At 56.7% G+C, this 14,121-nt stretch carries 10 protein-coding genes; all 10 read left to right on the top strand.

The window, feature by feature from the left end:
* Positions 1-369 precede the first annotated feature (369 nt).
* Positions 370-2,061, top strand: coding sequence for a potassium-transporting ATPase subunit KdpA (gene kdpA / locus VLX68_04700; protein ID HUI91531.1), 1,692 nt, complete (start codon positions 370-372; stop codon positions 2,059-2,061).
* A 1-nt stretch (position 2,062) separates the two neighbouring features.
* Positions 2,063-4,159 (top strand): potassium-transporting ATPase subunit KdpB, encoded by a 2,097-nt coding sequence (kdpB, locus tag VLX68_04695; GenBank protein HUI91530.1) that lies wholly within the window; start codon positions 2,063-2,065, stop codon positions 4,157-4,159.
* Between the two features lie 8 nt (positions 4,160-4,167).
* Positions 4,168-4,746, top strand: a complete 579-nt coding sequence (gene kdpC, locus VLX68_04690) for a potassium-transporting ATPase subunit KdpC (GenBank protein ID HUI91529.1) — start codon at positions 4,168-4,170, stop codon at positions 4,744-4,746.
* A 10-nt stretch (positions 4,747-4,756) separates the two neighbouring features.
* Positions 4,757-5,110, top strand: a complete 354-nt coding sequence (locus tag VLX68_04685; protein ID HUI91528.1) for a hypothetical protein — start codon at positions 4,757-4,759, stop codon at positions 5,108-5,110.
* Positions 5,107-7,770: a sensor histidine kinase KdpD gene (locus VLX68_04680; GenBank protein HUI91527.1), complete on the top strand. Its 2,664-nt coding sequence runs from the start codon at positions 5,107-5,109 to the stop codon at positions 7,768-7,770. Before VLX68_04685 ends, VLX68_04680 begins: the two co-directional genes overlap by 4 nt.
* Complete coding sequence (locus VLX68_04675) at positions 7,770-8,477, top strand: response regulator (GenBank protein HUI91526.1); 708 nt, start codon at positions 7,770-7,772, stop codon at positions 8,475-8,477. The genes VLX68_04680 and VLX68_04675 overlap by 1 nt, the downstream gene beginning before the upstream one ends.
* A gap of 155 nt (positions 8,478-8,632) precedes the next feature.
* Positions 8,633-10,489 carry a potassium transporter Kup gene (locus VLX68_04670; GenBank protein ID HUI91525.1) on the top strand — a complete coding sequence of 619 codons (1,857 nt, stop codon included), beginning with the start codon at positions 8,633-8,635 and terminating at the stop codon, positions 10,487-10,489.
* Between the two features lie 228 nt (positions 10,490-10,717).
* Entirely contained in the window at positions 10,718-11,971 is a 1,254-nt protein-coding gene (locus tag VLX68_04665) for a SpoIIE family protein phosphatase (protein HUI91524.1), read from the top strand.
* Complete coding sequence (locus tag VLX68_04660; protein ID HUI91523.1) at positions 11,958-12,572, top strand: dephospho-CoA kinase; 615 nt, start codon at positions 11,958-11,960, stop codon at positions 12,570-12,572. Before VLX68_04665 ends, VLX68_04660 begins: the two co-directional genes overlap by 14 nt.
* Before the next feature lie 21 nt (positions 12,573-12,593).
* Positions 12,594-13,970 (top strand): sugar transferase, encoded by a 1,377-nt coding sequence (locus tag VLX68_04655; protein ID HUI91522.1) that lies wholly within the window; start codon positions 12,594-12,596, stop codon positions 13,968-13,970.
* Positions 13,971-14,121: the final 151 nt, after the last annotated feature.

Below are 14,121 nucleotides of genomic sequence, written 5' to 3'. Positions count from 1 at the left end.
AAATTAATTGCCTGTTTGATCACCGGGCGCCTGCACATCCGATTTCCAATCCGCGCTATTGGAACCGATACTCAATATTTTCTCAAGATTTCGAATGTTTTCCCGCAATTGGGAATTGCCGTTCGTCGGAGTTCAAATTTCTTTATATTTTTTTTATACCATTACTTCCCCTTTTTATGTTCTCTTTACATTTCCTTCCATAATTTTAGTGGTCTGATTATTGCGTTTTCGTATCTAATGATTTTAACTTCCGAAAAAGGCGTGCCTGATGCAAATTGACCTTATAATCGCGGGGATCGCGGCGATTTTACTGCTTTTCTACCTTGCCTACGCCATTATACGTCCGGAAAAATTTTAAAGGATAATTTCATGCATGTAAACGATTGGCTACAGATCATCGTGTACCTCGGCCTTCTTACGGCCCTCACGCCGCCGCTGGGTGCTTTCATGGCAAGGGTTCTTTCAGGTCAAAAGAGTTTTTTATCTTTTTTATTGATGCCGGTTGAAAAAGTTATTTACCGCCTCTCGGGAATAAATCCGGAAACGGAGATGAATTGGAAGGAATATTGCGGAGCGCTCCTGATTTTCAATGGCCTCGGCTTTATAACGGTTTTTCTTTTGCAGATTTTGCAAGGTCGCCTTCCCCTGAACCCGCAGCATCTGCCCGCGGTCACCTGGCCGCTTGCGGTCAACACGGCGGTGAGTTTCATGACCAACACCAATTGGCAGGCTTACGCAGGGGAAACGACGCTTTCTTACCTGGTGCAAATGGCGGGATTGACAGTACAGAATTTTCTCAGCGCGGCGACCGGCATCGCGGTTTTTGCCGCACTCGCGCGCGGACTCTCACGCATTTCGACGAAAACCATCGGCAATTTCTGGACTGATCTCGTCCGTTCCACATTGTATATCCTGCTCCCGCTCTCCATTGTTCTTGCGATAATTCTTGCCGGTCAAGGCGTCGTGCAGACCTTTTCGCCGTATGTGACGGCGACGACGCTCGAAGGAAGGCCCCAGACAATACCCCTCGGCCCTGCCGCTTCCCAGATAGCGATAAAGCAGCTCGGCACCAACGGCGGCGGCTTCTTCAACGCCAACAGCGCGCATCCGTTCGAAAACCCGACGCCGCTGTCCAACTTTCTGGAAATGCTTTCGCTCTTGCTCATTCCGGCAGCCCTCACCTTTACCTTCGGCAAGATGATCGGCGCAAAACGCCAAGGATGGGTGCTGTTCATCGTCATGGCGGTGCTCTTTGCAGGAGGGCTCAGCCTTTCCCTCTATGCCGAACATGCCCGCAATCCGGTTCTGGGCGCTTCGGGTTCCCTCGAAGGAAAAGAACTCCGGTTCGGCGTCACGAACAGCGTGATCTGGTCGACCGCGACGACCGCGGCATCGAACGGATCGGTCAATGCGATGCACGAAAGCCTTTCGCCGCTTGCCGGCATGGTCGCGATGTTCAACCTCATGGTCGGCGAGGTGATTTTCGGCGGGGTCGGCTCCGGGATGTACGGCATGATCGCGTATGTCATCCTGGCGGTATTCATCGCGGGCCTCATGGTGGGCAGAACGCCCGAATACCTGGGGAAAAAAATAGATTCCTTTGAAGTAAAGATGTCGGTGATCGCCGTTCTGCTGTCGTCCATCGTAGTGCTTTTTTTCACCGCCGCCGCCTGCTTGACGCGCGCCGGACTTTCCGGTCTGTCAACAAGCGGCACCCACGGTTTCGGGGAAATCCTGTACGCGTTCTCGTCGATGGCAAACAACAACGGCAGCGCCTTTGCCGGGCTCAACGCAAACACCTTTTTTTACGACCTGATCGGCGCGGCCGCGATGCTGCTGGGCAGGTATTCGGTGATAATCCCGATGCTCGCCGTTGCCGGACACCTTTCGTCAAAAAAAACCGTGCCGCCTTCCGCCGGGACCTTTCCCACCGACGGGGCGATGTTTGCCGTCCTTCTCATCGGGACCGTGATCATCATAGGCGCGCTGAACTTTTTTCCCGCGCTTTCGCTGGGGCCCATTCTCGAGCATTTTCTCCTTGTTGCGGGAAGGGGGATTTAAAATGGCCGCTTCCCCCCAGAACACCAGGGGCTTCAGCATTGCCATCGTCAAGGCCGCCGCAGCCGATGCCATCCGTAAATGCAATCCCGCGGCGCTCGCGAAAAACCCGGTCATCTTTATCGTGGCGGTCGGCGCACTGCTTTCAACGCTCTCGACGATCCAGGATTTCCGCCATCATGGGAGTGCGGTTTTCAGCCTGGAGATATCCCTCTGGCTGTGGTTCACCGTGCTTTTCGCCAACTTCGCCGAAGCGATTGCCGAGGGCCGCGGCAAGGCCCAGGCCGCCGAGCTCAGGAAGAGCCGGACACACACCGTTGCGCGGAAACTTGAAGACAAATCGGAACGGCGCGTCAACGCATCGGAGCTTGCGCCCGGCGACATTGTCGTCTGCGAGGCGGGCGACATCATCCCCTCCGACGGCGAGGTGGTCGAGGGCGTGGCCAGCGTTGACGAATCGGCAATGACCGGCGAGAGCGCGCCGGTCATCCGCGAGAGCGGCGGCGACCGCAGCGCGGTGACGGGCGGCACGCGGGTGATCAGCGACCGCATCGTGATCCGCGTGACGGCCGCCCTGGGTGATTCGTTCCTCGACCGCATGATCGCGCTCGTGGAGGGGGCGGCGCGCCAGAAAACGCCCAACGAAATCGCGCTTTCCATTCTTTTGTCAAGCCTGTCGCTCGTGTTTCTCGTCGTGGTGATGACCCTGCCGGCTTTTTCACATTACATCGGTTTTTCCACGGGGCAGTTGCAGGCCGCGCGGCTGTCGGTGCCAATGCTCGTTTCATTGCTCGTGTGCCTGATCCCCACCACTATCGGCGGCCTGCTCAGCGCCATCGCCATCAGCGGTATGAACCGGCTCCTCGGCCACAACGTGCTCGCCACCAGCGGCAGGGCCATCGAGGCGGCCGGCGACGTGGACGTGCTGCTGCTTGACAAGACCGGAACCATCACCATCGGCAACCGCATGGCGACGCAATTTTTGCCCGGGCCCGGCGTCACCGTGGACCGTCTCGCGGACGCCGCCCAGCTGGCCTCGCTCGCCGACGAGACGCCGGAAGGCCGTTCCATCGTGGTGCTTGCCAAAAGGGAGTTCAACCTCCGCTCGCGCGACATCGCGGCCACCGGCGCGCGCTTCGTCCCCTTTTCCGCCCGCACCAGGATGAGCGGCGTGGACATTCCTAATCCGTCAAGCGGCAGCGTCCGCCGCATCCGGAAAGGCTCGTCGGACGCCATCCTCGATTTCATCTATGCGCAGGACGGGCTGTATCCGCTGCCGATCTTCAACATCGCCGATGCGGTGGCGAGGCAGGGCGGCACGCCCCTCGTGGTGGCGGAGGACAACCGGGCGCTCGGCGTCATCGTGCTCAAGGACGTTGTCAAGGGCGGCATCAGGGAGCGGTTCGCGCGGCTCCGGGAGAGCGGCATCAAGACCGTGATGATCACCGGCGACAATCCGCTCACCGCCGCAGCGATCGCGGCCGAGGCCGGGGTCGATGATTTTCTCGCCGAGGCCAGCCCCGAAACCAAGCTCGCCCGCATCCGCGAGGAGCAGGCAACGGGGCACCTGGTCGCGATGATCGGCGACGGCACCAACGACGCTCCCGCGCTCGCGCAGGCCGATGTCGGCGTGACCATGAACTCCGGCACCCAGGCGGCGCGCGAGGCGGGCAACATGGTCGATCTCGACAGCAACCCCACCAAGCTCCTCGAAATCGTGGAGATCGGCAAGCAGCTCCTCATCACGCGCGGCTCGCTCACCACGTTCAGCATCGCCAATGACGTTGCTAAATATTTCGCCATCATCCCCGCGCTGTTCGGCGGTTTTTTCGCCTCGGCGGGCCATCCCGGCCCGCTTGACGCGCTCAACATCATGAGACTTGCTTCTCCGGAAAGCGCGATTCTGAGTGCGGTCATCTTTAACGCCCTGATCATTGTCGCGCTCATTCCGCTGGCGCTTCGGGGTGTGGACTACCGGCCCCGGCCCGCTGCCGGGATCCTTGCTCACAACCTGCTGGTATATGGTCTGGGCGGAATTGTTCTCCCATTTATCGGCATCAAACTGATCGATATTCTTCTATCGCTGTTTCATATCGTGTAGGTGTCGCCATGAAACAATTCACACAATCGGTCCGCATATTCCTCGTTTTGACTTTACTCACCGGAATCCTTTATCCATTGGCCGTCGCAGGAATTGTCCGGCTTGCATTCCCGTATCAGGCATCAGGAAGCATGATTCGTTCCGGCGGGACGGTAACAGGATCAGCGCTCATCGGTCAGCAGTTTACGGATCACAAATATTTCCGCTCGCGTCCCTCGGCCGTCGACTACAATCCCCTCCCGTCCGGCGGAAGCAATCTGGCAGCCATCAGCATGCAATTGAAAAACTTCGTTTCGGCGCGCGAAAAAGATTTTCGAAGAGTTTACAATATCGGAACAGGCATTCCGGTCCCGCAGGACATGCTGTTTTTCTCCGCAAGCGGCCTTGATCCGGACATAAGCCCGGAGGCGGCGCGGCTGCAATTAGACGAAATCGCCCGCGAGCGCCGCCTCGATCCGGCACATAAGGCCGCGCTCGATTCGCTGGTGGAACGTTCAATCGAATCGCCGCAGTTCGGTTTTCTCGGCCAACGGCGGGACAATGTCCTGAAACTAAACCTTGCTCTTGATTCATTGACAAAGCGATAAGGAGGTCATCATGAAATTTCTTGCAGCATACCTTGCGTCAATCGCAAGCACTTTTCTTTTCTTACCATTCTTGAGCAATGCCGCGCCCATTTTTCCCGAAAACGAGGCCGGAACACCATTGTGCCTTTTCGGGAGCGATTCGACGGCGATGAGAAAAAATATCACGGTCAATGACACCCTGTCCGTCTACCGCACAAATCCAAAAGGTAAACTTTACGAAGTAGGAAAAATCAAAGTGGTGGCCGTTGCTGACAATTATTTTCTGAAAGGTGTTGTTATCGCGGGAAAACTGATGGATCACGATCTTGCATTCAAGGGGGCTCTTGTCCTGTTGATTTTCTCTCTGGGAGGCTCTTGTCCATGACGAGCGAACCGGAACGCCCCGATCCCGACGCCATGCTCGCCAGCGTCCAGGCCAGCGAACGCGCGCAAAAGCGGGGAAAGCTGAAACTATTTTTCGGCATGTCCGCGGGCGTGGGGAAAACCTATGCCATGCTTCAGGCCGCCCATGAACTCAAGGCGCGGGGCACGTACGTGCTCGCCGGTTTCATTGAAACCCACGGCCGCAAAGAAACCGAGGCGCTGCTTGCGGGACTGGATGTATTGCCGCGCATCATCGTGCGGTACCGTGGAACCGAAATTCAGGAAATGGACCTCGACGGCATTCTCCGCAGAAAACCCGCCTGCGTTCTTGTGGACGAGCTCGCGCATACCAATGCCGAGGGGACGCGGCACCAAAAGCGGCATCAGGACGTTGCCGAGCTCCTTGACAATGGGATAAACGTTTACTCAACGCTCAACGTGCAGCACGTTGAAAGCCTCGTGGACACGGTGAAGCAGATCAGCGGCGTCGAAGTGCGCGAAACCGTCCCCGACAGTATCCTTGACGCCGCTGACGAAATCGAGCTGATCGATCTTTCGCCCGACGACCTCCTGCGCCGCCTGTCTGAGGGAAAAGTCTACACGGCCGACCGCTCCGCCGCCGCAATCGCCAACTTCTTCCAAAGGGGAACCCTCACGGCGCTGCGCGAAATCGCGTTGCGCGCCACGGCCCGACGTGTGAACCTGCAGTTGAAAGATTACATGCGGGAGCACCGCATCAGCGGGCCGTGGAAAACCGTTGAACGGCTGATGGTCGCGATCGGGCCGAGCCCGTATTCAGAGCAGTTGATCAGGTGGACGCGGCGCATCGCCGCGACCATGGAGGCGCCCTGGATCGCGGTTTCGGTGCAGACGGCAAGCGTGCTTTCGGCAGCCGAGGAAAAACGACTGAAAAAAAACATCGGCCTGGCGCAGGAGCTGGGCGCCTCTCTGGTCACCACGAGCGATGACGACATTGTCAAGGCGCTTTTGCGCGCGGCCCGCCAGAACAACGTGACCCAGATCGTGGTGGGAAAGTCGATGACCAGCTCCTTCTTCGATTATTTCCGCGGCGGCTCGCTCGTCAACCGGCTTATCCGGGAAAGCGGCGGCATCGACATTTACGTGGTGCAGGGCGATAGCGGAGCGGCCGGAAGCGCTCCGAAGACCGTGTCAGATGTTCTCAAGCTGCGCTCGTCCGCGAACCAATACGCGATTTCGTGCGCCGTAGCGCTCTGTGCTGCCGCGGCATGTTTTTTTCTTTCGACGTACGTTGATTACCGCTCCATCGGCATGTTTTTCCTTTTTGTCATTGCGGTTCTCTCCCTCTTCGCGGGCAGAGGGCCGGTTCTGACGGCCGCCGCTTTCAGCGCGGTTCTGTGGGATTTCTTCTTTATTCCTCCGCGGTTTACCTTTTCTATTGCGCATCCCTCCGATGTCCTCTTGCTGCTGCTCTATTTCATCATCGCCCTGGTCGCCGGCACCCTCACCTCCCGCGTCCGCGCCCGTGATTCCATGGTGCGGCGAAGGGAACGCCACACGGCGGCACTATACGCGCTTGTAAAGGAGCTGTTATCGGTTGAGTCGGTTGACGAAGCAGTGGCCGGCGGCATGACCCACCTCGGTTCGTTTTTCGGCACACCGGTGACCGGCTTTCTTTCCGGGCCGGCGAATGACCTCCTGAGGGAACCGCTCCAAGCCAGCAGTTTTAAACCCGACTCGATCAAGGAATGGAGCGTCGCTGAATGGGTTTTTAAAAATAAAAAGCCCGCGGGCCGCGGCACCGGCACCCTGCCGTTTGCCCGGGCGCGGTACTATCCGCTCCTGGTGCAGGGCAGCTGCCTCGGCGTTGTCGGGCTCGACACGAGCGCGGGACGCGAATTGGATTTCGACAACGAAGGCTTGTTGCAGATGTTTCTCCAACAAATTGGGCTCTCCCTCGAAAGGATCAATCTAAGGGCGGACCGTTTCGGCAGAACCCTGCTTAATTCGGTCTCCCATGAACTGCGCACGCCGCTCGCGACCATTACCGGCGCGTCAAGCGGCCTCCTCGACCCTGTTACCTCGGCAAATAAAGAAACACGAACCGCTCTTTTGGACGACCTGCAGGCTGCGGCTGCGCGGCTTAACCGCCTGGTTGAAAATCTCCTTGATATGTCACGGCTTGAATCAGGCGCGATAAAGCTCAACTGGGATTGGTGCGACGCTCATGACCTCGTCAACGCCGTTTTCAAAAACCTCCGGGACGAGATGAAAAACCATAGGATAGAAATCAACGTTCATGCCGATATGCCTTTGGTAAAACTCGACACCTCGCTCATCGAGCAAGCCCTCATGAATATCGTGTTGAACGCGGCACAGTATACGCCGGACAAAACGAGGATCATGCTCGACGTTCACGCCGAACACGGCGCAGCAGTGTTCGCGGTCGAAGACGAGGGGCCCGGCCTCGCCCCGGAATCGCTCGGTCGTATTTTCGACAAATTCTACCGCGTCCCCGGTGCGAAACCGGGAGGGACTGGATTGGGATTGTCGATTGTCAAGGGTTTCGTTGAGGCACACGGCGGCACCGTAGAGGCGCAGAACCGGCCCGAGGGCGGCGCGCGGTTCGTCATAAGGCTCCCCCTGAACCAGAAAACAACCTCTTCTGATGGAGCGAACTGATGGCTGGCGCCTCGATTCTTATCATCGACGACGAGCTTGCCATCAGGCGGCTGTTGCGGCTCACGCTTTCGGCAAACGGGTATGGCATCATCGAGGCCCCCACGGGAAAAGACGGCATTTATCAGGCAGCGTCGGGTCGGCCCGATGCCGTCATTCTGGATCTCGGCCTGCCCGACATGGATGGGCGACAGGTGCTTTCGAAAATTCGTGAATGGAGCACGGTGCCGATCATCATTCTCTCGGTTCGCGCGGAGGAAAATGAAAAGGTGGCGGCGTTGGAGGCGGGCGCGGACGACTACGTCACCAAGCCGTTCGGCACGGGAGAGCTCATCGCCCGCCTGGCAGCTTGCCTGCGCCGCAGCAGTCGCGGCAAAGCGGAAATACGGGAGTTTCGGAACGGAAATCTTTATGTCGATTTGGTAAAACGCATCGTGAAAAACGGCGACGCGGAAGTAAAGCTCACGGCCACGGAATACACGCTTCTCCTCCAATTCATTAAAAACGCCGGCATGGTGCTCACGCACCGGCACCTTATGAAAGAACTGTGGGGGCCGTACCGCAGCGAAGAGACACAGAATCTGCGCGTTCACATGGCGCAACTGCGAAAGAAGCTGGAAATCGACCCTGCGTCACCGGAACTCTTTGTTACGGAATCAGGAGTGGGCTACCGAATGCCGCTCCTTGATGTCCTCAACCGCCGGACCTAAGAATATTATGCCTTTACTATATTAAATAATCAGGTTCCGCAAGTTATTCCCCTTGCCTGCCTTTTGTCGTCACCATTCATTTTGATTTATCGTCGGTAACTATTAATTTAACTCTCAACTCTATGGAATCGGCCGGGTTCTCTCCCGTAAAAAAATTGACCGTCGGTATCGTCATCGCGGCCCTTGGCGTTGTATACGGCGACATCGGCACGAGCCCTTTGTACGGCCTCCGCATCTGCTTTGACGGCCCGCGGGCGCTTCCGGTGACAAGCGAAAACGTCCTCGGCCTGTTGTCGCTCATCTTCTGGTCGCTGCTCGTTCTCATAACCATTAAATACCTGCTGATCGTGCTCAGGGCCGACAATAACGGTGAAGGCGGCGTACTCGCCCTCATGACGCTTCTTATAAAAGCAAGCAAAAAAACGGCTGCCGCCGGCGGCGCTGTTTTAATCCTCGGCCTTTTCGGCGCATCGCTGCTCTACGGCGATGCTCTCATCACACCGGTGATCTCCGTTCTCAGCGCGGTGGAGGGCCTCACGACGCCGCTGCCTCGACTCGGGTTTCTCGTCGTTCCTATTTCACTCGTCATTCTTGTGCTGCTGTTCTGGTTCCAGAGACATGGAAGCGGAACCATCGGCAAGGTTTTCGGTCCTGTCATGTTCTTGTGGTTTGCGGTAATCGGCATACTCGGGTTGTTCTCTTTGTCCGCCAATCCGGTGGTGCTCACTGCGGTAAATCCTGGTTATGCAATACCGTTTTTCATGCACAATCGGCTGCATGGATTTTTCACCCTTGGAACGGTCTTTCTTGTCCTTACAGGCGGAGAGGCGCTCTATGCCGACATCGGGCATTTCGGAAAAAGCCCTATAAGGGCCGGCTGGTTTTACATCGTGTTCCCGGCACTCGTCCTCAACTACTTCGGACAAGGCGCCTTCCTGTTGCGTAACCCGACGCTTACCGACAATCTTTTTTACCGGATCGCGCCTGAGTGGGCGCTTATTCCTCTTGTGGTGCTAGCGACTGCGGCAACTGTTATCGCGTCGCAGGCATGCATTTCGGGTGTCTTTTCTCTTGCGCGGCAGTCGGTACAACTGGGATTTTTTCCTCGTCTGGCGATAATCCATACGTCGAACATCCAGATCGGCCAGGTGTATGTTCCGGTGATGAACGGGCTTCTTTGCGCGGGAACAATTATTCTCGTGCTGGTGTTCCTCAAATCGGACAACCTTGCGGGCGCCTACGGCGTTGCAGTTTCCACCACCATGCTGTTCACCACCGTCATGCTGTTTTTCGCCATGAGGCGCCTCTGGAAATGGAACCTGTTCGCCTCATGCGGCATTGCCGCCGTGTTCCTGTTCTTTGACTTCTCGTTTTTCTCGGCCAATTTTATGAAGATACCCGATGGCGGCTGGATATCCCTCGTCGTAGCTTTCGGCACCTATGTCGTCATGATGATCTGGAGCAGGGGCCGCAGAATGCTTCGCGGCCAAATCACGACCGCCGCCATTTCGATGAAGGATTTCATCGCTGACGTCGTGGCGCAAAAACCGATACGGGTGCCGGGCATTTCGGTTTTCCTTGCGGGGAGCCCTTCCGGCGTGCCCCGGACGCTTTTACACAATTTCAAACACAACAAAATTCTTCATGACAAGGTCGTCATTCTGACCGTGATCACCAAAGATATCCCACGTGTCAAGGACGAGGACCGCTTCAAGGTCGACGATTTGGGAGACGGGTTTTATTGGCTCACCGTGTACTACGGGTTCAGTGAGACTCCCGATATTCCGGCCGCGCTTTCACGGGCGCAGCTGCCAGGCCTGGCGTTCGAACCAATGGACACCACTTATTTTCTGGGACGGGAGACTCTTCTTTCGTCAAGCAAAGCCGGGCCCTTACGCGGCTGGTCTAAGGGTGTGTTCGCGTTTCTTTCCCGCAACGCGTGCGACGCATCAAAATTTTTCTGCATACCGCCGAACAGGGTGATTGAGATTGGGGTTCAGATCGAAATTTAAACGGCTTATTTTTGCATTAAAAGGAGGACTGAAATGATTGTTCGCTGCTAAATCATCAGCAAACAACAGTTGTTTGATTTGTATCCCCTTCCCCTTTTCCCTCTTACAGCTTTTTTATCCGAATATTATATATAGACATTCCCCGCGAATCAATTTATAATTTATTTACCTGACTTTACGCCTTCGCGATTTGTCAATATTCATTTAAATGCGGTTCAAGAAATTTCCATGAAAAAGTCCGAAAAAAACACCGCTTTGACCGCGGCCGCATCAGGTGCCGGTACTAACGCTGCCGAGCAACGAGATGAAGAGCTTGAGCTCGCGCGCAAGGTCCAGACCGCCTTGGTACCCCGTCGCCTGCCCACGGTGGACGGCGTCGAGCTTTCGTCCCTTTATCTTCCCTCCCGGCAGCTCGGCGGCGATATCTTTGACGTGGTACAGCTCAGTAACGACCTCCTTGCCGTCGTCATTTTCGACGTCGCGAGCAGCGGCGTTCCGGCGGCACTGCTCGCGTCCCTGGCAAAAGTCTCTTTTGCCAACCACCTGCGGCTCGTCACCTCGCCGCGCGCCGTCATCGAGCGGGTGAACGAGGAACTGGTCCGTACGGTCGCGGTGGACTGTTTCATCACCGCGCTCGTTGCCTATCTTGATCTGCACGACAACAGGCTCACCTATTGCAACGCGGCCCACCCGTATCCCATCATCTACCGCAGGGCCGGCGGCGCACTCGAGCCGATGAAATCCACGGGCGTGTGCATGGGCCTGTTCGAAAACGGCCCGTTCGAAGAGAAAAGTCTTTACCTTAGTTCGGGCGACTGGCTGCTGTTCTTTACCGACGGGATTTACAGTTTGTTTTCCGGAATGAACGACCTAGCGGGCCGCAAGATCCTCGAGGCAGAAATGCTCAAGGCAGTGAAAACAGATTCGCCGCGCCAGTTTACCCGGCAACTCGAAACACTGTACCAATCGGCACAAATCCGAGGCGCCTTCGGAGACGACATTACGGTGCTTGCCTTAGAATTGCTCACGCAGTCGCGCAAGAACCTGCTCAAGGAAAAACTCGGGTTCAGGGAGAACGACTCCGTGTACCTGCAGTTCATCAGCTATTTCGAGGACATGGACCGGGCAACCTCCATCATTCTGAGCGCCATGGATTCGCTCGGCTACGCCGATGACATCATCAGAAAGATGAAAATCATGCTCACCGAGCTGTTCGCAAATGCCATCTACCACGGCAACAAGGGGGACCATTCCAAGAAGGTCGTGGTGGGACATACGATAGATAAAAACAAGATCGTCGTCTCGATCATGGACGAAGGGGAGGGGTTCGACCCCGCGAAGGTCCCCGACCCAACCCTGCCCGAGAACCTCATCAAGGACTGCGGCCGTGGCATTTACATAGTGAGAAACTACGCCGACAGCGTCGTTTTCAACCAGAAAGGCAACCGGGTGACCATCACCAAAAATCATGCCGCACCATAACACCGCCCCGGTCCGCATCGGCATCGCGGGATACATGGGGTCTGGCAAGTCCGTCTGCGCCGGAATGTGCGCGGAACTCACCGGTATGCGGATCATCGACGCGGATGCTGAAGCCAAGCTGCTCATGAAAAACGATTCCCGCATCAGGGAGGAGCTTGCGGGCGTGTTCGGGCCGTCGGTTGACAAAAGAGGCACCATCGACTTTGCCGCGCTCGGTGTGACGGCGTTTGCGTCCGCCGCGGCCATGCAAAACCTCAATACCATCGTGCACCCGCGGCTCGTACGGCGGTTGCGGGATTGCGTTTTTGACCGGCCGGGGCCGAGCATTCTCGATGCGGCGCTCATTTCCCTGTGGCGTATTGAAGACTGGTTCGATTGCTGCATGTGGGTCGATGCGCCGGCGCCACTGCGCCTTGCGCGCATCGCCGCCAAAACCGGCTTGCCCGAGCCGCAGCTGCGGCAACGGATGCTTGTGCAGGAGGAGCTTGTTGCGCGACCGTCCGGCGTAAAATGGATTTTCATCGTCAATGCCGGCACCAGGGAGGCACTGCAAAGCAGTGTGGAACGGTTTGTCAATTCCCGGGAATTTTTAAAGCGGTAGCTGGGGAATGGAAAACGGCTGATGCTCAAGGAACATCCATCATTTGTAAAACAGGCCATCGCGGTGATCGATTGCGGCCTTATTTTCGCCGCTTTTTTACTGTCGCACACCATTGTCGCCCAGTACAAATCGTTGGCCGAGCTGCTCAACTACTGGTTCATGTTCATCGGGTTCCTCGGGTTTTACCTGTATTTCGCGTGGACACGTCAGCTTTTTTCCGCCCTGCAGTTCAACTCAATGGACCATCTGTTCGGCCGCATCTTCGCCATTTTCATGAGCGCGGGCGTGCTCGGCGCTTCAATTTTATACCTGATGCCCGACCGTTACAACAGCCGGACGCTGTATCTTGTCTTTGCGGCCGCAGCGTTTCTCTTCATCGCCGGGGAAAAACTCGTGATCAAACAGTTTTTCTCCCAATTGCGGCGCCATAACCGGAACATCTCGCCCATCATCCTGTTCGGAAGGGGCAGGCAGGCCTCCCAAATGTATCATGACCTCTGGACGCACCCAGAGCGGGGGTTTCGCATCATCTTGAAGCTCGATTTGAAAACGACCCCCGCGCATTTCGAAGACATACTCAAGAAAAACTATGTAGAAGAGGTGTTTTTCTCCATACCCCGCCAGGTGACGAAAAACGGGTTCATCATCGATCCATATCTCCAAATCTGCGAGGAAATGGGCAGGCCCGCCCGTGTTTTCCTCAACATCCTCGACTCAACGCGCTTTGCAAGCTGGAACTATCATAAGTTCATGGAACGCCCCTCACTCATATCGCACACCGTGGAGCTCGATCCCGATCAGCTGCTCTTCAAGCGCATTTTCGATATCGCGGGCTCGCTCGCCGGCATTTTCATCCTGGCGTTATGTTACCCGGTCCTCGCCCTCGCCATCAAGCTTTCCTCGCCGGGCCCCGTGTTCTTCACCCAGATGCGCGTAGGCCGCAACGGGAAACGGTTCCTCCTTTACAAATTCCGTTCCATGACCGCGGACGCGGAACAGCGGAAGCCGCTGCTTCTTGACAAAAACGAACTTTCCGGCGCCGTCTTCAAGATGCGCGACGACCCTCGCGTCACCGGCATCGGCCGGTTCATGCGCCGGTTTTCGCTCGATGAATTGCCGCAATTCCTCAATGTATTCAGCGGCGACATGTCGCTCGTGGGCACGCGGCCTCCCACGCCCGACGAAGTGAGCGGTTATCAGAAGTGGCATTACCGTAGGGTGAGCATCCGGCCGGGCCTCACGGGCCTGTGGCAGGTGAGCGGCCGCAACAAGATTCAGGACTTCAACGAGATAGTCCAGCTCGACCTCAAATACATCGACTCGTGGAGCATTTGGCTCGACATTAAAATATTATTCAAGACATTATTTGTGATTTTTCAGAGGGACACGGCATATTGACGAATAATTAGCAATTTCGGGGGAGAGGTATACCCTTCGGGTACTTCCAAGGTTCGTCTCCCTCGGCCGCGGCCTCTTCGCTCCTGGCGGGGCTGCGGGGTCCTGGGCACTCCCCTCTCCTGGGTGCGGCCGGGTACCGATGGTTGCAAGA

Source organism: Chitinivibrionales bacterium (assembly GCA_035516255.1).
Taxonomy (GTDB): Bacteria; Fibrobacterota; Chitinivibrionia; order Chitinivibrionales; family FEN-1185; genus FEN-1185.
Note: the sequence above shows the minus strand (reverse complement) of the source record. Positions and strands in the feature narration are given on the sequence as shown.

Excerpts from the sequence above, each read along its gene's own strand:
- VLX68_04660 (HUI91523.1), top strand. The coding sequence starts at position 11,958 with ATGCCGCACCATAACACCGCCCCGGTCCGCATCGGCATCGCGGGATAC.
- VLX68_04675 (HUI91526.1), top strand. The coding sequence starts at position 7,770 with ATGGCTGGCGCCTCGATTCTTATCATCGACGACGAGCTTGCCATCAGG.
- VLX68_04655 (HUI91522.1), top strand. The coding sequence starts at position 12,594 with ATGCTCAAGGAACATCCATCATTTGTAAAACAGGCCATCGCGGTGATC.
- VLX68_04685 (HUI91528.1), top strand. The coding sequence starts at position 4,757 with ATGAAATTTCTTGCAGCATACCTTGCGTCAATCGCAAGCACTTTTCTT.
- kdpC (HUI91529.1), top strand. The coding sequence starts at position 4,168 with ATGAAACAATTCACACAATCGGTCCGCATATTCCTCGTTTTGACTTTA.
- kdpA (HUI91531.1), top strand. The coding sequence starts at position 370 with ATGCATGTAAACGATTGGCTACAGATCATCGTGTACCTCGGCCTTCTT.
- kdpB (HUI91530.1), top strand. The coding sequence starts at position 2,063 with ATGGCCGCTTCCCCCCAGAACACCAGGGGCTTCAGCATTGCCATCGTC.
- VLX68_04680 (HUI91527.1), top strand. The coding sequence starts at position 5,107 with ATGACGAGCGAACCGGAACGCCCCGATCCCGACGCCATGCTCGCCAGC.
- VLX68_04665 (HUI91524.1), top strand. The coding sequence starts at position 10,718 with ATGAAAAAGTCCGAAAAAAACACCGCTTTGACCGCGGCCGCATCAGGT.